This is a genomic window from Pontibacter anaerobius, from assembly GCF_026241195.1.
GTDB lineage: Bacteria > Bacteroidota > Bacteroidia > Cytophagales > Hymenobacteraceae > Pontibacter > Pontibacter anaerobius.
On record NZ_JAPFQO010000009.1, the window covers coordinates 86975 to 104506 of the forward strand.

The 17532-nt window shown below is 49.8% G+C and carries 20 protein-coding genes; 9 read left to right on the top strand and 11 right to left on the bottom strand.

Annotation, left to right across the window (positions count from 1 at the left end; genetic code table 11):
- Positions 1–37 precede the first annotated feature (37 nt).
- From OO017_RS13930 to OO017_RS13960, 7 genes are all read right to left on the bottom strand, one after another.
- Positions 38–304 carry a hypothetical protein gene (locus OO017_RS13930; protein ID WP_266053142.1) on the bottom strand — a complete coding sequence of 89 codons (267 nt, stop codon included), beginning with the start codon at positions 302–304 and terminating at the stop codon, positions 38–40.
- 12 nt (positions 305–316) lie between these two features.
- The gene (locus OO017_RS13935) at positions 317–607 is read right to left on the bottom strand and encodes a hypothetical protein (RefSeq protein ID WP_266053143.1); all 291 of its coding nucleotides are present in this window, start codon (positions 605–607) and stop codon (positions 317–319) included.
- A gap of 47 nt (positions 608–654) precedes the next feature.
- The gene (locus OO017_RS13940) at positions 655–942 is read right to left on the bottom strand and encodes a hypothetical protein (RefSeq protein WP_266053144.1); all 288 of its coding nucleotides are present in this window, start codon (positions 940–942) and stop codon (positions 655–657) included.
- A gap of 47 nt (positions 943–989) precedes the next feature.
- On the bottom strand, positions 990–2234 hold the full coding sequence (locus OO017_RS13945) for a hypothetical protein (RefSeq protein WP_266053145.1): 1245 nt from the start codon (positions 2232–2234) through the stop codon (positions 990–992).
- 50 nt (positions 2235–2284) lie between these two features.
- The gene (locus OO017_RS13950) at positions 2285–2629 is read right to left on the bottom strand and encodes a potassium transporter KefB (RefSeq protein ID WP_266053146.1); all 345 of its coding nucleotides are present in this window, start codon (positions 2627–2629) and stop codon (positions 2285–2287) included.
- Positions 2630–2697: 68 nt separating this feature from the next.
- Positions 2698–3006: a winged helix-turn-helix domain-containing protein gene (locus OO017_RS13955; protein WP_266053147.1), complete on the bottom strand. Its 309-nt coding sequence runs from the start codon at positions 3004–3006 to the stop codon at positions 2698–2700.
- Positions 3007–3013: 7 nt separating this feature from the next.
- Positions 3014–3637 (bottom strand): hypothetical protein, encoded by a 624-nt coding sequence (locus OO017_RS13960; protein WP_266053148.1) that lies wholly within the window; start codon positions 3635–3637, stop codon positions 3014–3016.
- Between the two features lie 246 nt (positions 3638–3883).
- Between OO017_RS13960 and hpf the strand changes: the two genes are divergently transcribed.
- The 4 genes from hpf to OO017_RS13980 all read left to right on the top strand — a co-directional run bounded on the left by hpf (position 3884) and on the right by OO017_RS13980 (position 6392).
- Entirely contained in the window at positions 3884–4189 is a 306-nt protein-coding gene (gene hpf, locus OO017_RS13965) for a ribosome hibernation-promoting factor, HPF/YfiA family (RefSeq protein ID WP_266053149.1), read from the top strand.
- A gap of 183 nt (positions 4190–4372) precedes the next feature.
- Positions 4373–5155: an SDR family NAD(P)-dependent oxidoreductase gene (locus tag OO017_RS13970; protein WP_266053150.1), complete on the top strand. Its 783-nt coding sequence runs from the start codon at positions 4373–4375 to the stop codon at positions 5153–5155.
- 89 nt (positions 5156–5244) lie between these two features.
- Complete coding sequence (locus tag OO017_RS13975; protein WP_266053151.1) at positions 5245–5874, top strand: DsbA family protein; 630 nt, start codon at positions 5245–5247, stop codon at positions 5872–5874.
- Positions 5875–6032: 158 nt separating this feature from the next.
- Positions 6033–6392, top strand: coding sequence for a DUF1801 domain-containing protein (locus OO017_RS13980; protein WP_266053153.1), 360 nt, complete (start codon positions 6033–6035; stop codon positions 6390–6392).
- Between the two features lie 3 nt (positions 6393–6395).
- Here OO017_RS13980 and OO017_RS13985 read toward each other — a convergent pair whose 3' ends face one another.
- Positions 6396–7304: a cation diffusion facilitator family transporter gene (locus OO017_RS13985; protein WP_266053154.1), complete on the bottom strand. Its 909-nt coding sequence runs from the start codon at positions 7302–7304 to the stop codon at positions 6396–6398.
- A gap of 137 nt (positions 7305–7441) precedes the next feature.
- Between OO017_RS13985 and OO017_RS13990 the strand changes: the two genes are divergently transcribed.
- The 4 genes from OO017_RS13990 to OO017_RS14005 all read left to right on the top strand — a co-directional run bounded on the left by OO017_RS13990 (position 7442) and on the right by OO017_RS14005 (position 11928).
- Positions 7442–8125: a response regulator transcription factor gene (locus OO017_RS13990; RefSeq protein WP_266053155.1), complete on the top strand. Its 684-nt coding sequence runs from the start codon at positions 7442–7444 to the stop codon at positions 8123–8125.
- Positions 8122–9507 carry a HAMP domain-containing sensor histidine kinase gene (locus OO017_RS13995; RefSeq protein WP_266053156.1) on the top strand — a complete coding sequence of 462 codons (1386 nt, stop codon included), beginning with the start codon at positions 8122–8124 and terminating at the stop codon, positions 9505–9507. The genes OO017_RS13990 and OO017_RS13995 overlap by 4 nt, the downstream gene beginning before the upstream one ends.
- A gap of 162 nt (positions 9508–9669) precedes the next feature.
- Entirely contained in the window at positions 9670–11235 is a 1566-nt protein-coding gene (locus OO017_RS14000) for a SulP family inorganic anion transporter (RefSeq protein WP_266053158.1), read from the top strand.
- 51 nt (positions 11236–11286) lie between these two features.
- Positions 11287–11928, top strand: a complete 642-nt coding sequence (locus OO017_RS14005; protein ID WP_266053159.1) for a carbonic anhydrase — start codon at positions 11287–11289, stop codon at positions 11926–11928.
- Between the two features lie 71 nt (positions 11929–11999).
- Here the strand turns inward: OO017_RS14005 and OO017_RS14010 are convergent, their stop codons facing one another.
- Together OO017_RS14010 and OO017_RS14015 are read right to left on the bottom strand one after the other, a co-directional pair.
- On the bottom strand, positions 12000–12608 hold the full coding sequence (locus OO017_RS14010; RefSeq protein WP_266053160.1) for a porin family protein: 609 nt from the start codon (positions 12606–12608) through the stop codon (positions 12000–12002).
- Between the two features lie 214 nt (positions 12609–12822).
- On the bottom strand, positions 12823–13779 hold the full coding sequence (locus OO017_RS14015) for an SWFGD domain-containing protein (protein ID WP_266053162.1): 957 nt from the start codon (positions 13777–13779) through the stop codon (positions 12823–12825).
- 557 nt (positions 13780–14336) lie between these two features.
- On the opposite strand from OO017_RS14015, the gene OO017_RS14020 reads away from it, so the two are divergent.
- Positions 14337–14738: an Ig-like domain-containing protein gene (locus OO017_RS14020; RefSeq protein WP_266053163.1), complete on the top strand. Its 402-nt coding sequence runs from the start codon at positions 14337–14339 to the stop codon at positions 14736–14738.
- A gap of 77 nt (positions 14739–14815) precedes the next feature.
- On the opposite strand, the gene OO017_RS14025 is transcribed toward OO017_RS14020, so the two are convergent.
- Positions 14816–17263: a type IA DNA topoisomerase gene (locus tag OO017_RS14025; RefSeq protein ID WP_266053165.1), complete on the bottom strand. Its 2448-nt coding sequence runs from the start codon at positions 17261–17263 to the stop codon at positions 14816–14818.
- Positions 17264–17532 lie beyond the last annotated feature (269 nt).

Consider the following 17532-nt stretch of genomic DNA (forward strand, 5'->3'; position numbering starts at 1 on the left):
TATTAAGTTTTAGCTCAACTTCTAGGTAGCGGTTCGGCTAATCAATCATATCTCCAAGATCGCTTACACCTAAGGTGAACCAAATTACAGCAATGCCCAGCATAACCTTTGCTACTGGCGGGACGGTAAACCCGAACCTGTTCAGGAGAAATACATTTGTCTGCGGAGCATAGAGCAGAGAGAGCATTAGAAAAACCGTACCCGGAACTGCATGCACCAAAAACAGATTCAGTATCCCTATTGCAAAAACAGCAGTACCAAATATCCAGCTGACTATTTGCGATGGTAAGAACTGGCTTTTCATGGTTATGCCTCCTTAGCTTCCGGCGAAAGGGGTTCCGAAAATGCCAACTGCAAGCTCAGCCCAAATAAGGAAGAATGCCAGCAGAATACCTGCGATGATCAGCAAGCGGTAATCCTTATTCTTTACTCTTCTCATCACGAACTCAGCTGTGAGACCAGTGCCTAGCAGAAGGATCCCCATCACTATAAAGTCGAACAGACTCCAGTCTACTTGGTTAGTTAACAGCATACCCATTAGAGGTATAAGCAAAAGAAACGCTACTGTGAGCAAAATGCCGATAAGTCTTTTGTTTTGCGTAATCATAGGTTTTGTGTTTTGGTTATGAATGATTTATTATAGTAGTCGAAAAATTAAAAGCTATTCACCATCAGGTCTATCTTATCAAATAATTCACCCACACCTAATGCAGTCCAAAGTATAAATAGGCCCAACAGGATTTTTACTAGCAGGGGAATGGATCTGCCAGTTACTTTTTTGAATAAGCTTGCTGCCTGGGGAAAGTATACCAGCGAAAGTAAAAAGATGAAGATTCCGTAACCCGGGTCATTCACCCAGAATGTGTTTATGATGCCTATCGCCATAGCAATTAAGCCAACTAGTGAACCGATGATACTTCCGATGTTGAGTGTTCTTTCCATGATCTTATTCTTGTAAACTTAAAATTTGTGAATACCCATAGAGTGAATTATCTAAAGCCGAACAGCAGGGGAAAGAGGAAAACCACCACGATTGTCCAGATAAAGTAAACAGGTATGTAGAGTACAATGGACCTGCCGACTTCACCTAAGGCTGCTTTCTTCGTGGCTGCTTTAAACAGCATCACTGTCACGAGTAGCAGGTGAATCAGGATCAAAACATTGGCGCCGAGCACAGCCACGCGGTTAGGCGTGATTCCCCACTCTGATATCCGGAAAGAAATAGCAGAGAGTGCAATGCCATTTACCACAATGGTAACCACAGATAACAGCAGCAGCACCCACACACTAGAAGCAGCGGTTGACTTGGCAGAGCTTTCGGCAACGGAGAAGAAAATCAGGGCCATTACCCCGATCAGGAGCACGTTAAAAAGCAGCAGGAACTCTCTGTCGTTGTAGGGGTCTTTGCCCGAAAAAAGGATGGCGCCCAGGTAAATAACCAGCATAACCAGAACCAGCGGACTGAAGAGTTTAGCAATAACCGGCGATACTTTGTTAACCAGTTGCGGGTTGGTTTGGGTAAGGGAAGTAGCCACCAGGGGTACTGCGGGTAAACCGAAAGCCACTATATACTCGAAGTAAAACTGCTCGATCTGGAAACCGATCAGCTCAAACAACCCGATTGTTATGCCTGTCATCAGTATTCCAGCTAAGACCAACATGGCAGACATCACGGCCAGGTCACCGTTAAAGCGAAGGAAGTCAAGGCGCTTTGTGTAGTTGCCGAGTTCATCGCCCGCAAACGAAACTCCAAGTATAACCCACAGCAGCAAAGGCAAATGGATACAGGCTAACAGCAGGGTATCGCTGCTAGTGTCGTTTGGCAGGATGTTGATGTACACTAGGCAAACGGCTATAATCCCACCGATAAAGGCTAGTATGGTAACCGGTAATTTGTTTTTCCAGGCGAAGTATGCTGTTAAAAACGGGAACACCAGAAAGCTGATGTTTCGCGGGTAAAAGAACTCCTCGCTGATATGGAAGAAGGCTGGCAGTTTGGCAAGTATGCCGGCAAGTATAGCTGCCAACGCTACAAACAGCAACTCGCTTCTGGAGCCCCATGAAATAGCATCGGATTCGTAGTTCAGGCGCTCGTTCCAGAACTCAGCCAGTACATTACCGCTAAGTTGTGGGTAGATGCCACTGAATTCCTGTTTAAAGAGTGCCTTGTTCGCCCTGTACAGTTTTTCGAGTTGGCCGGGGTTGTTTAGCTGGGAAAGTATTTGCTCTCGCATGGTTTTATACTTTAAAGTGTCGTGGTAAATACATTAAAAACCGATGCCGTTTAATTCCACAGCGTGCCGTCTAAACCCAAAACAAATCCAAGCCATAAACCAAGGATAAATACAACTACGCTTAAAATCACAGCAACAGCCTTGCTCACACCTGCCTTGTGGTGAAAACGAACAAAGAAGTAATTACACAAGCCCCCGATTGCTCCGGCAAAGGGAACGATGACCAACGGCCTTATCGTCCATAACTTTTCCCAACCTGGGTCTGGTGCTCCAACGCCGACCAGAAAAAGTGAGATCAGGACTACCCCTATCACTGCGCCCGCTAACATGCGTTTCCCGGATGCAGCCATGTTCACTGGCTGGTTTTGTATTTCGTTTTGCTGTACCATCATCATTTTTTTAGGTTAATAGCTTTTGGTTTTTTTTAAAGTACTTTGAAGTTCAAAGTGTATGTATAAAAAAATTAGTCGTTTGGCCGATTGTTCAAAATTAGCTGCTCCAGGGCATCTAAATGGCTTTTAAATGCCTCGCGGCCAGCATCAGTTGCATGGTACGTAGTGTTTGGTTTTCGGCCAACAAACTGCTTTTCTACGCGCAGGTATTCTGCTTCTTCCAGTGCCCGCAGGTGGCTGGCCAGGTTACCGTCCGTCAGTTGCAGGGTTTCTTTCAGGGTGTTAAAGTCTACCTTGTCTTCCACCATCAGTACCGACATAATGCCAAGCCGCGCCCTGCTCTCGAAGGCTTTGTTTATATTTTCAAGATACTCTTTCACAGGTCTGCTAGCGTTCGTATTTAAAGTACACCAACGCGCCATACACGATGTGCAGCACTCCAAAGCCTAGTGTCCAGGCCAGCAAACCATAGCCAACAAATATGCTTGCCAGCAAACCAAGTATAATCTCAAAAATACCCAGGTAGCGAATATCGCCCAAGGTATACTTGCTGCCGTTTAGCAGCGCCAGACCGTAAAAAAGGAGCATGGCAGGGGCCACCAGGTATAAAAGGTTATGGTAAATAAGTATCGCGCAAAAAACACCTCCGGCGGCTAAAGGTATAGCCAGGTTCACAAGCAGGCGTTTCGACTGGTTGTCCCAGGTGCGGTGGTTCTTTTTGCGGGTGTTGCGAACAGTAAAGTACGTAGCCGTGCAAAAGGCAAGTATAAGAACAGCCGCCGCAACCGCTACCATAAAAAGTACATTATCGCGGGTTAGTTGGCTACCCAGGTTATTATAATAGTTGATGTTGTGTTGTGTAAAGTACCACTTCACCACAGCTGCGCCAGCAAGCGCCGAGAGGCCTGCAAAAACTCCGGACAATCCGCTCAGGGAGATAAAGCGGGAAGAGCGATCCATGATGTTTCGGATCTCGCGTAGGTCGGCTAACTGTTCGTGCTGCTGATTCATTTATAAAGTACTTTGAGTTTCAAAGTTAATATTGCTTTACGGAAAGTCAAGTGTTTTGATTAAAATTATGGAGACAATTTTTGAGCAAGCATTTCAGAGTTTAGACATGGGAATGACGTTGAAGCCGCGCGCTTTCATAAAACGGGAGCCTAACCAAAGCCCCCGCCTTACGTTTAAATGCCAGTACCTGAAACGGGAAGTACAAAGTATAGCTTCCCTTTCATCTTAATCAGAAACAAACAGACTATGAACTACACAGAGCATTACGAAGGCATTAAATTAGACGTACAGGCCGTTGATATAGAGATTTCAGACGCCATCCAGCAAAGCGTGCGCGACACGATCAACAAGATCAAACGCCACATCAAAAAGATAGACTCCGTGGATGTATACTTTAAGGAGGAGGCCAGCCACGCCACAAAATCTAAGAGCGTGCACATGCGCGTGGGTATACCCGGTAACGATGTGTTTGCACAGGACGAAGGCGACAACTGGTACGAACTGCTGAAAAACGTGGAGGAAAAACTGAAGCGCCAGCTCGAGAAACGATAAACTCCGGGCGGAAACGCAGGGCAAACCCACAGCACTTTCAGGGGAAATCCTGCTAAGGCTGTGGGTTTTCTCTTTTATACCGAGTACTTTTCCGACAGCACAAATTTATACTTCCGCTGATCTGAGTCTAAGAATCCAAACACGCAGTTTAGTACCTGCAGTACATTTACTAAAGTATAAACCATGGATAACTTCTATTACCATAATAAAACTGTTTTGATCACTGGCGGGGCACAGGGCATTGGCCTGGGTATGGCGCTGGCTTTTGCACAGGCAGGGGCCAACGTTGTGCTAACCGATAAAGACAAAGAAGCAGGGCAGCAGGCGGAGCAGTGGCTGCAGGGGCAGAGCCTGAAAGTAGCATTTATACCTTGCGATGTAAGCCAGGAAACCGAGGTGCAGGCGCTGATGCAGCAGGTGGGGGAGAAGTATAAATGTATAGACGCACTCATCAACAACGCCGGAATCGCTGACCCGTTTCAGGGGCCGCTGCAGGAGCTGGATGTGGCTGCTTTTGATAAGGTGCTGGCCGTGAACCTGCGCGGGCCCTTGCTTTGTGCCAAGTATGCCCTTCCGCTTTTGCAGGAGGCGGAGCACCCTGCAATTCTGAATATCTCCAGCACCCGCGCCTTTATGTCGGAGCCTGAAACATTTGCTTACTCTGCCTCCAAAGGCGGACTTGAGGCGCTTACACACTCCCTTGCTGTTAGTCTTTCCAGGGAGCGGGTGCGGGTTAATGCCATTGCCCCCGGCTGGATCGAGACAGGCAACTGGAAGAGGGCAAGCGAAAAGTATACCCCACAGCACACGCAGGAAGACAAGGAGCAGCATCCCGTAGGCCGGGTGGGAGAACCTCAGGATATAGCCGAAGCCGCTTTGTTCCTCTGCTCCGATAAGGCTGGTTTTATTACGGGCCAGAGCCTGACCATAGACGGGGGCATGACCGTAAAGATGATCTATGCATAGCGCTGGAACGCTTAAAAGTTAATCCTATCCGAAAGCTAACAACCAATGCCCCGCCGCTCGTAGAAGTATAGGAATAGCGTTGAACCAAGATGAGAGACCTGCAAAATAACCTTTCGCTGCTTTATGTAACTAACCCCATGTGTGCCTGGTGCTATGGTTTTACGCCAGTGGTGCGTCGTTTGCGGGCTTTGTGGCAGGGGCAGGTACAGGTGCAGGTGCTATTCGGCGATCTGCAGGCGCACGAAACACAGCCACTGGAGCACGGCCAGAAAGAGCAGCTTGCCCTGAGCTGGCATCGGGTGCAGGAGCGGACTTACCTGCCTTTTGAGTACCGTTTTTTCATTCAGCGGAGCTTTGTGTACAACACAGAACCTGCCTGCCGTGCCATGCTCTGTGTGCGGCTACTGCGGCCCGTGCTTACCCTGGAGGTGCTGCGGGCCATGCACTCCGCCTTTTTCGTAGATAACATTGACCTGAAGGACACCCGCGAACTGGTACGGCTTGTGGGGCTTTTTGGTATTCCGGAGAATCTTTTCCTCACCTTGTTTGAGTCTGAGGAGATTATGCAGCAGCTCGAGGATGAGTTTGCATTCGTAGACAGTATCGGAGCCACCACCTTCCCCAGCATTTTCCTGAACACCGAGGATGGTCCGCAGCGCCTTACGGCCGGCTACGTAGACCTCGAAGAGCTAGAGCAGCGCATGCTGCAGCTTCTGTAGGCACTTTGCCGAAGTTTTATACTTTATCAATATATATTACTCAATATATAGGCCTTTTTAAGCATCTATAACAACCCGTTTGCTTAATTTGACGTATATTAAAACTTCAGTATATTTAAGTGTTCTTGAGTTTAATCAAGTTAGAGAACCAGACCCCTATGAGAAGCAAAACAACCACAAACCAAGTTGATGAGTATGTAGACAAGCTGTCCCCGGAGAAGCAGCTACTGGCTCAGGAAGTTCGCCGCATCATTAATGCCTCCGTAGCCCACCTGGAGGAGTGCGTGCGCTGGGACTGCGCCTGTTACTTCTTCTACGGCCCGGTATGCTACTTTGCCTCCTCGCGCAGCGGTATTCATTTGGGTTTTTTCCGGGGTAAGGAGCTGGCAGATCCGCACCGCCGTTTGGTAAGCCGCAACGGGCAGTATCCGCACGTTAAGATCCGTACCATCGCTGATATTGACGAGACGTACTTTGCTGATCTGGTACGCGAGGCAGTGCTTCTGAACCAGAACTAAGGCTTACAGGCTACCCTCGTGGGTACATTCCTCGCCCGGGCTTTCCAACTCCATGGTAACATGCTGTATGTCCATGTCTGCCATGGCACTGCGCACTCTTTTCTTCAGTTCCGCCGCCTGGTTTACGGGCAACGCAGTGTCAACAACCGCATGCATGGTCAGTACATTATAAGTGCCATCCAATGTCCAGATATGCAGGTCGTGCACCGATGCGATGTCCGGTATCTGCTGTAGCTTTGCCTCAACCTCTTCGGGCTTAATGTGGGTGGGAGAGGCCTGTAGCAGGATGTTCATGGTTTCGCGCAGGTTACGTACCACGTTGTAGAGCACGTAAAGGGTAATCACCACCGACAGCAGCGGGTCAATCCATGGCAGGTCGAAGAAGTAAAGTATGATACCGCCTATCAGCACGGCTACCCAACCCAACACATCCTCCATCAGGTGCAGGCGCACGACACGCTCGTTCAGCGATTCGCCTTTTTTGAGGCGAAGCACAGCGGCCCCATTAACCAGTATGCCTAACACGGCAAAGCCTATCATGCCCGGAGCGTGTACTTCCTGCGGGTCCCAGATGCGGGGTACCGCCTCCGATAGTATAATAAAGGAACCTACCAGCAGCACCACCGAGTTGATGACAGCTCCAAGCAGTGAGAAGCGCTTGTAACCAAACGTGTACTTCTGGTCGCGGCCACGTTTTGCCACATGCTCAAAGTACCAGGCCAGACCCAGTGAGAGGGAGTCGCCGAGGTCGTGCAGCGCATCCGAAAGTATGGCAACGCTGTTAATCCAGATGCCACCCGCTATCTCCAGCAGGGTAAACCCCAGGTTCAGAAAAAATGCGACCTTTATATTGCTGCCGGCCCCGTGGTGATGGTGGCCATGTCCGCCGTGGTGGTTATGATCGTGTGCCATAGTATAAATCTAGAACGGTAAACAGGTTATAAGGATACCAGCCTGAGGTGCAGTTGCTGTTTAGCGTATAGGTTGTACATTTGTAAGTCGTGCTCACGTACTACTACCTTAGAGCGATTACGCAAACACAATCACCCATGAAGATACTGCTTATTGAGGACGAACCCAAGGTTGCCTCTTTTATAAAGAAAGGGCTGGAGGAGCAGAGCTATGAAGTGGATCAGGCCTATGATGGCACCCTTGGCATCAGGCTGGCGCTTCAGAAGGAGTATGACCTGATCATCCTCGACATCATCCTGCCAAACATGAACGGATTGGATGTTTGCCGCGAGATACGGCGACACAACACCACCGTGTCCATACTTATGCTTACGGCGCTGGGCACCACCGATGACAAGATCATAGGCCTGGACGCCGGGGCCGATGATTACCTGACCAAACCCTTTGAGTTTAAGGAGTTACTGGCCCGCATCCGCGCCATATCCAGGAGGAGCAGTGAGAGCAGTGTAGGAGAGAAACTAAGTATAGCCGACCTGGAGATGGATGTGGTGGCGAAGACCGTGACGCGCGGCGGCAAGCCCCTTAACCTGACTGCGCGGGAGTTTGCCCTGCTGCATTACCTGCTGCGTAACAAGGGCCGGGTTTTGTCCAGGGTTGATATAACAGAGCAGGTGTGGGAGACCTCTTTTGACACCGGCAGCAACGTGATTGACGTCTACATCAACTTTCTCCGCAAAAAAGTGGACAAAGGCTATGCTGCTAAGCTGATCCATACGCTAGTGGGCATGGGCTATGTACTGAAAGAACAAAAAGAAGTATGAAAATACGCTCTAAGCTGATGCTACAGTTTGCCAGCATCTTTGCCCTATTGCTGGTGCTGTTCTCGCTCGTGGTCTACTACTTTACCTCCCTTTACCGGCAGGACGACTTTTACAAGCGCATTCTGCGGAGAGCGGAGGTGGCTGCCCGGCATGTGCTGGAGGCTGATGAAGTAGGAGAGGCGAACCGGCGGCAGAACCTGATAGAGTTTTATCATGAGTTACCTTACGAGGCCGTGCGGATCTACAACAGCGGCGGCGACCTTGTATTCGCGCATGGGGAGGGAGACCTGGGGGTATCCCCTGCCACCCTGGAGCGCATACGCCGGCAAGGCTCCATGGAGTATGACAACGACGTGCGGCAGGTGGTGGGAATGCGTTACCTGGATGACGGGCATGAATTTGTGGTGCTTGCCTCCAGTATAGATGCCTACAGCCTGCGCAAGCTCCAAAACCTGAAAATCATACTTATAGTGGGCTTCCTGGGCTCTATGGTAGTGGTGGTGCTGGCTGGTTGGGTGTTTGCCAAGCAGGCGCTGCGGCCTATTACCAAGGTGGTGAGCGAGGTAGAGAAGATAAGCGCCAGCGACCTGCACCTGCGCCTAAGCAATGCTGATGGCAAAGACGAGCTATCACACCTGGCCCAAATATTTAACAAGATGCTGGACCGGCTGGAGCAGTCTTTTGAGATGCAGAGCACCTTTGTTTCCAATGCCTCGCATGAGCTCCGTACACCCCTCACCACCATGATAGGGGAACTGGAAGTGGCTCTGATGAAACCGCGCGAACCGGAAGAGTACCAGCGGGTGCTGCAAAGCACCTTGGAGGATGCTCGCTTGCTTACCGAACTCTCCAATGGCCTGCTGCAAATTGCCCAGGCAAGTATAGATCCTTCTAAAGTCAAGCTGTCGCTGCTGCGTTTTGATGAACTGGTGTGGATGGCCCGCGACCAAGCCCTGAAGCGCCAGCCGAAAGCCCGGATCGATATAGACTTTGCCAGCTTTCCGGATGATGAGAACCGCCTGATGGTACGCGGCAACGAAGCCCTGCTGCTGATAGCGGTGGTAAACGTGCTGGAGAATGCCCTTAAGTTCTCCCCGAACGGGCAAGTGGCCATGGGGCAGATAGAAGTGCAAAAGTATGATGTGGTGCTACGCGTGCAGGACCGCGGCCTGGGTATTGCCCCGGAAGACCTGAAGCATGTTTTCGTACCTTTCTTCAGGGCAGAGAACGTACGCAACATTACCGGCCATGGCATAGGCTTGCCGCTTACAGAGCGTATACTTAAGTTGCACAAAGGTAGCATTGCGGTACACTCCCAGATCAACAAAGGCACCGAGGTTACTATTTCGCTGCCGCAGGCTTACCTCACAGTGCCTGCTTAACTATAATTTTAATCTCTTTTTAATGTCGTTTTAATTCCACCTTAATCTTGCCATTGTAGGTTTGCAGAAGTTAGGTGAGACAGGTTTAGCTACGCCTGCATTTTAGCTGAGGCGGATGCAGGCGTAATAGCTTGAGAACAGAGATTAAGATTAAATCGACATATGACAGGAGTAAAACCAAATTATTTAGCCAACCTTAAGAAAGATATCCCTTCAGGTTTGGTCGTGTTCTTCGTGGCTCTGCCACTTTGTTTGGGTATTTCCCTCGCATCGGGAGCCCCGCTTTTATCCGGGCTTGTAACAGGTATAGTAGCCGGTGTGCTTGTATCGTGGCTTAGCGGTTCTGAACTGGCGGTAAGCGGGCCCGCAGCCGGCCTTACCGTTATCGTGCTCAACGGCATCGAGACATTGGGTACTTTTGAGGCGTTCCTGCTGGCTGTGGTCATCGCAGGTTTTATACAACTGGTGCTGGGCTTTCTGAAGGCAGGCGTTATCGGCCTTTATTTCCCATCTTCTGTTATTAAAGGTATGCTTGCCGCTATCGGCCTTATACTTATTCTCAAGCAGATACCCCACTTCCTGGGCGCCGATGAGGATTTTTTTGGGGAGATGGAGTTTTTCCAGGCAAACGGGCGCAACACGTTCTCGGAGATCGGCCATGCCTTTTCAAGTATAGAAGTGGGCGCGCTGCTGATAGGCATTATCTCGCTGGCCATACTGCTGTTGTGGGATAACCCTAAAATCAAGAACAATAAAATACTTAGCCTTGTACCTGGTGCGCTGGTTGCCGTGGTGCTTTCCATCGCGATAAATGCATTTTTTGCCAGTTTTATGCCTGAGCTTGCCGTGGCGTCCAGCCATCTGGTAAGCATTCCGATCATAAATGGCTTCAGCGATTTAAGCACCGAGCTTCAGTTCCTGGACCTGGAGGCTATCACGAACCCGTCTGTTTATATTGTTGCCTTTACCATCGCCATTGTGGCCAGCCTGGAAACGCTGCTAAGTATAGAGGCGATAGACAAGCTTGACCCTCATAAGCGACGCAGCAACACCAACCGTGAGTTAAAGGCGCAGGGCGTGGGAAATATGGTGGCCGGCCTGGTTGGCGGCCTGCCCATGACTGCCGTAATCGTGCGTGGCTCTACAAACGTAGCCGCTGGCGCACAGACCAGGGTGTCAAGTTTTGTGCACGGCTCGTTCCTGGCGCTTTCTGTCTTCCTGTTGGCATCCCTGATGAACCAAATCCCGTTATCGGCCCTGGCAGCCGTGCTGCTGGTGGTGGGTTTCAAACTTACCAAACCATCTCTCTACAGGTCGCAGTTAAAACTTGGCTCCGAGCAGTTTATACCTTTCATTGTAACAGTAGTGGCTATCATGTTCACGGACCTGCTGATCGGTATCTGCGTGGGCCTTGCGGTAGGTGTATTCTACATCCTGAAGGCTAACTACAAATCGCCATACTTCTTCCACAAGGAGGAGCACCGCGAGCGGGAGATTATCCGCATCAGGCTAAGCGAGCACGTTTCGTTCCTGAACAAGGCGAGCATCGTGCTTACGCTGGACCATATGCCGGAGAATAGCCACGTCATAATAGATGGGGAGAACTCAGCCTTTATAGACTACGATGTGCTGGAGGCGATACAGGAGTTTAAGAAAACTGCCCACGAGCGCAATATTCAGGTAGAGCTGGTTAATATTAAGGATGTAGAGGTGATGGACCTGCACTAAGCGAGGCCTTGTCAGAAGTACAGACTAAGAAGTGTAATTGTATAAAAGTACATGGAAAAGATATTTGAGAACAATAAGAAGTGGGTGTCAGATAAACTGGCCGAAGACAGCGACTTCTTCCTGAAACTGGCCAACGGGCAAAAGCCACGTTACCTCTACATTGGCTGCTCCGATAGCCGTGTGCCGGTAAATGAGATTACAGGCACAGGCCCGGGCGAGATTTTCGTGCACCGCAACATCGCCAACATGGTGGTGCATACGGATATAAACATGCTGTCGGTGCTGCAGTATGCCGTGGAGGTGCTTAAAGTGAAAGATATTATTGTGTGCGGCCACTACGGTTGCGGCGGTGTGGCTGCGGCAGCTAGTAACGACCAGTTCGGTCTGCTTGACAACTGGCTCCGCAACATTAAAGATGTGATCCGCCTGCACGAGCGGGAGTTTACAAGTATAGATAACGAAGAGGCGCGTCTGCGCCGCCTGGTGGAGCTGAACATAATTGAGCAGGTGCATAACCTGTCCAAGACCTCTATTATCCAGAATGCCATGCTTACCGATACGCCACCGAGGCTTTGGGGATTGGTGTATGATATTAAAGAGGGACTGCTACGCGACCTGAAAGTGGATGTGAACAGCTTTAAACAGTTCGACCACATCTACAGCGTAACCGGCGAAGCAACGACTACTGCTTAAGTACTGCTTATATGCTTTTAACTAAAAAGTGCCTCCTGCAACACAGGAGGCACTTTTTAGTTACTGGTACCTTAGAAGTTCGGCACATAGCTTAGGGTAAGCTGGAAAGAGGTGTTTCGGCGCTCTCTCCCTTCAAACCCGCCTTCATCATCGATATTCTTTAGGCCGCCGTTGTAGCGCAGACCCAAGCCGATGCCACTTGGTGCACGGTAACCCAGGCCCGCAGCGTAACCAAAGTCGATAGGGTAGGGATTGTCCGTAATATCGCGCTCGGTAGTAGTGGTGGTGTTAGCCCGGCTTACCTCTACAATTTGATTTCCCTTCAGCAGGAAAGATACCTGTGGGCCAGCTTCAAAGAACAAGCCGCTTACCTGTAGGTGCAGCAGTACGGGAATATCAAGGTAGTTCAGGCGCAGGCGCTCTTCTGTTTCAATGTCGCTGGTGTGGTACGTGCGCTTCGATCCTTTAGAAGTATAAAGCGCTTCCGTTTGTATGCCGATCATGTCGTTAAAGCCATAGCGGGCGGTTATGCCTGCTGTATAGCCGGGGCGGTAATCGTAATTGTCAGCATCGGCACCTCTGAGGGTGGTGTAGTTAAGTCCGGCTTTTATGCCCATCGTTTGGGCGCTGGCGGTGCCGGCCAATAAGGCAAGGCCTACGCCTAGTATCAATTTCTTCATGGTAAAGTATAAATTTAAAGCTTTAAATAAGAGGCTAGGGGTAAGGATAACAGCCTGCCTACCCGCAAAAGTATAAAAAGCTTTGAATATAGCCAGCGTAAATATAAAAAGCCCTGCTACTTAGGTAGCAGGGCTTTTGTGTGGAGTTACATCCACTATCCTTAGGTAGGTTTACCGATAGTAGCCGCTTGAAAACGGTTGCCTATAGGTGTTTCTACCACTCATAGTCTCTTCTCGAAGATGATCCGTAAGAGTAGGGAGGTCCGCTATAGGTGTTTCCGTAGCTAGAGCTGCTCCCATACCGGTTGCGCGATCCATAGTTGTGCTCACGGTCTCTGTCGCGGTCACGCATCTCGTCCATTCTTCTGCGGCGCTCTGCCTCTTCGTCACCGAACCAGGATTTTACTTCGTCTCCTGCGCGGTCAAAGAAGCCTCTTTCGTGATCACGGTCTCTGTCTCTGTCGTAGTTCGAAGAGTAACGGTCTCTGTCGTAGCTGCTGTTGCCGTAACCTGATGATCTGTAAGCAGAAGAGTCTCTGTCAGATGTGCCACCATAGCCGCTGGTAGTATAACCAGTGCCGTAGGTGCCCATGCCGTAGCTACTGCCGCTTCCGCCGCTTCCATAGCTTCCGCTATAGTTGGAGCCGCTGCTATATGATGAGCTTGGGTTATAAGAAGACCCGCTGCTGTAAGACGAGCCTGGGCTGTAAGACGAGCCGGAGCCATAAGAAGATCCTGACTTATAGCCTGAAGAGCCGTAGCCGCTGCTACCCCAACGGTCGCTGTCGCGGTCGCGCATCTCATCTCTTCTTCTGCGGCGCTCTGCGTCGTCATCGCCAAACCAAGATTTTACCTCATCTTTTGAGCGGTCCCATGCATCACGGTCGCCACGGCGGCTTCTGTCATAGTCTGAACTGTAGCCATAGTTAGAGCCGGCAGAACGGCCATAGGAAGAAGTATTGCCATAGCCTGAACTGGAATAGGCATCGGTGCCGGTGCCTAAGCTTGAGTTACGGCTGCCGTAGCCACTCGAAGTGTTGTCGTAACCTGTGCGGCGGTTTCTGTTAGTTATATCGTAATCACCTGAATAGTAATTCCTGGCAGATCCTCTTGTCTGGGACCTGTCATTTTCATTGTACGGGTTATAACCCGAGTTCTCATAGCTTCTCATAGGTTCTATTTGTTTTTAATTTAAAGATGTTTACAGTATTTAAGAACGTTTGTTAAAAGGGTTCTTTAATATCCTTTCGACGTGTTTTTTTACGGTAGTAAGACTGATATGTTATATATCGGCAGGTTTTCGTGGTTTCCTGCGCTATTCACCTAGCTTCTGGATTACACACTACATCATACTATATTACTGTATACAGCGCGTTTAGAGGCAGTACAATTTATACTTCTGCCAGGTTGAAGCTGATGCTTCAGTAGTTTTATTTATTAAATTGTATTTTGTTTATACGTGTTGTGATTAAGGCCTTGGGTTTATTTATATATTATATTTTAAATATTTCGCAATTGCTTGATATTGTGCTGAGTGAAAAGATGGATGTTTGTCCATCTTTTATTGCTGGATTATGATTTTTTATAGAGAGGTGCTTGGTTAATTGTTTTGCGTTTTATAATTTTGAGGCTGTTGATTATGTGTGGCTGCGGTAATTGCTTGCTTAAAAGTACAATTCTTATTGCGTGCCACTGGATAACTGCAATAAACTTTTAGCTAAATTACCTATGAAACTTAGAACAATGCTGGCCTCTTTGGTTGCTGTAGTAATGTTTACAGCCTGTGAGGATATCTTTGAAGGTGGAGACCTGCAGCCCGATGGTTCTAACCCTAGTCTAACCATCAACAACCCAAGTAAAAATCAGTCTGTTACTGCTACCAGCGGACTGCGCGTGAATATTACGGCTGTTGACAAAGACAACGTAGAGCGACTTAACGTAGCCTTGCAAGGAGAGGAGGCTGAAAAAGCTGTAATCAACTTCAGCACAGAGCCCGGCAGAAAAGTTGTAGAGTACGATACGACTCTTAGTGTAGCCGGTATAGCACCCGGAGTGTACAAACTGCTGATCTCTGCTACTGATAAGCGCGCTAACCTGAGCACTCAGGAGGTGACGGTGAACGTAAAGTAAGCTTTAATAAGACATACTTACCTGTCTGGGCGGCTATGAGGAATCATAGCCGCCTTTTTTGGGCCTGGTAGTTTAGGTTAGAATTGGTATACCACCTGCCACTGCTCGTTTAATGAGAGGGCAGCGTCAAAAGGCTCCCCTGTTTTCTGGGAAATAAAACCTTTGATCTTCGGAGTTTTACCCTTTAGCAGCAGCGAGGCTAGCTGCTTGTCTGTTAGCTGCTTGCCGCCCATCTCGAACGGCACCACAAACTGGCAGCCTTCTCTAAACCTGCTACAGCCGTAAGCAGCCTTGCCCTTTAGGAGTTTACCTTGCTTGCAGCGCGGGCATTGGGCAAACGGGTCTTTGGCAACGACTTTCTCCACCTGCTCTACTACCAGTTGGTTGTTGCTGTCGAGTTTAAGTATGCCATCTAAACTTTCGCCCTGCTCGTTTTTAAAACCTTTGATAATAGGCGTCTTGCCTTTGCTTAGCAGCGCCTGCACCTGCTTTTCAGTCAGTTCCTTCCCATGCTGCTCTATCGGGATCAGGAAGCGGCACCCCTCTTTGTAGCGGATGCAGCCATAGGCTTTAGAGCCTTTCAGGATGTGGCCCTCTTTGCAGGCAGGGCAGGGGCCAAGGCCTTTTGTTGGGGCAGCCACTACTTTTTCAGTTGGTTTTATACTTGCAGGCTTCTTCTTGCCCTTTGCGGCTGGCTTCTCCTCCTGCTGCGGCTCCAGCGTTACGGTGGCGCGGTCATACTTCACCTCCTGCACCAGGCTCATCACAAACTCCTGCAGCTCCTGCAGAAATGCGGACGCCTTGAACTCACCTCCCTCTATCTGACGCAGCTTGCGCTCCCACTGGCCCGTCATCTCCGCCGATTTCAGGGTTTCGTTCTTGATCACGCCGATTAAGTCTATGCCCATTTGCGTCGGCACGATCTTCTTTTTCTCCTTGCGGATATACTGGCGCTTGAACAGCGTCTCGATGATGGCGGCACGGGTGGAGGGGCGGCCAATGCCGTTTTCTTTCAGCGCTTCTTTCAGTTCCTCATCGTCCACCTGCTTGCCGGCAGTTTCCATGGCGCGCAGCAGCGTGGCCTCGGTGTACTCCTTGGGCGGGTTGGTCATTTTCTTCTCCAGCAGCGGCTCGTGCGGACCATGCTCTCCTTTCTCAAAGTGCGGTAATACACCGGCGGCTTCTTCCTCTTCCTTACCATCCTTGCCAGTTGGCGCATCTGACGATTTTATATCCTCAGCCCCGTACAGTACACGCCAGCCCGGCTCCAGGATCTGCTTGCCCCGAACCCGGAAAGTATAGCCTGCCGACTCCGCCATTACGGTGGTGTTGCTCACGATACAGTCCGGGTAAAAGGTGGCGATGAAACGGCGCGTGATGATGTCGTATACATCTGCCTCACGGCCATATAAATTACCAGCCGAAGCGCCAGTCGGGATGATGGCGTGGTGATCGGTTACTTTGTTGTTGTTAAAGACCTTTTTCGTTTTGCGGATTTTGCTTTGCAGCAGCGGCTCTACTTCTTGCCTATAGTTGCTCAGGCCCTGCAGAATGCCAGGTATCTTGGGGTAGATGTCATCCGGTAGGAAGGTAGTGTCTACGCGCGGGTAGGAGACCACCTTTTTTTCGTACAGGCTCTGCACCGTCTTCAGCGTTTCGTCGGCAGAGAGGCTAAGCTTGTTGTTGCACTCGATCTGCAGCGAGGTCAGGTCGAAAAGCTTGGGCGGCGACTCGGTGCCTTTCTTCGTCTCCACGTCCGTAATGGTCAGCTCATCCTGCTTGATGGCCTCCATGATCTTCTGCGCCTCCTCTTCTTTCTGGAAGCGGCCGTTGGTGCTGGAGAAGGTGGTGTCGCGGTAAACCGTTTTAAGCTCCCAGAAAGGCTGCGGCACAAAGTTGGCAATCTCGTGGTGGCGGTTCACCAGCATGGCCAGCGTAGGCGTTTGCACCCGGCCGATGGAGAGCGTCTGGCGGCTGCCATTGGCATACTTCAGCGTGAACAGGCGCGTGGCGTTCAGGCCCAGTAGCCAGTCGCCGATGGCGCGGCTCTTGCCCGCCTGGTACAGCGAGTCGAACTCTGAGCCCTCCTTTAACTTGGCAAAGCCCTGGCGGATAGCGTCTTCAGTTAGCGAGGAGATCCAGAGGCGCTTAAAGGGTTTTCTATACTTGGCCTCCGTGAGTACCCAGCGCTGTATCACTTCCCCTTCCTGGCCGGCGTCACCACAGTTTATCACCTCCTCGGCATTATCCAGCAACTTTTTAATGATGCCGAACTGCTTCTGCACGCCACTGTCCTTCATCAGCTTGATGCCGTACTTCTCGGGCAGCATGGGCAGGTCGTAGAGGCTCCAGCGCTTCCACTCGGGGCGGTAATCATCGGGCTCACGCAGGGTGCAGAAGTGGCCGAAGGTCCAGGTTACCTGGTAGCCATTGCCCTCAAAATAGCCGTCTTTCTTGGTTTTGGCACCAAGCACCATGGCTATCTCGCGGGCTACGCTCGGTTTCTCAGCAATGCAGACTTTCAAGCTCTTAAGGATTTAAATGGGTGTGATACAGAATTCAAATTTAACGTTTTTGCGCCTCATCTGCGAATAAAATCTATACTTATACTTGCCGCTTCACCTCAGCGAAGCAGAAACATTTATAAGAGTCTCCTGTTAGATTATCACAATCTTATAATAAGTATAGCGGCTAACACTATACAAGTATGGCATTAATATTATATTCTGATATTTAGGGTATAAGCTAAAATATTAAGGATTAAGTGCTAAACATAAAGCAGGTTGATGCTGTA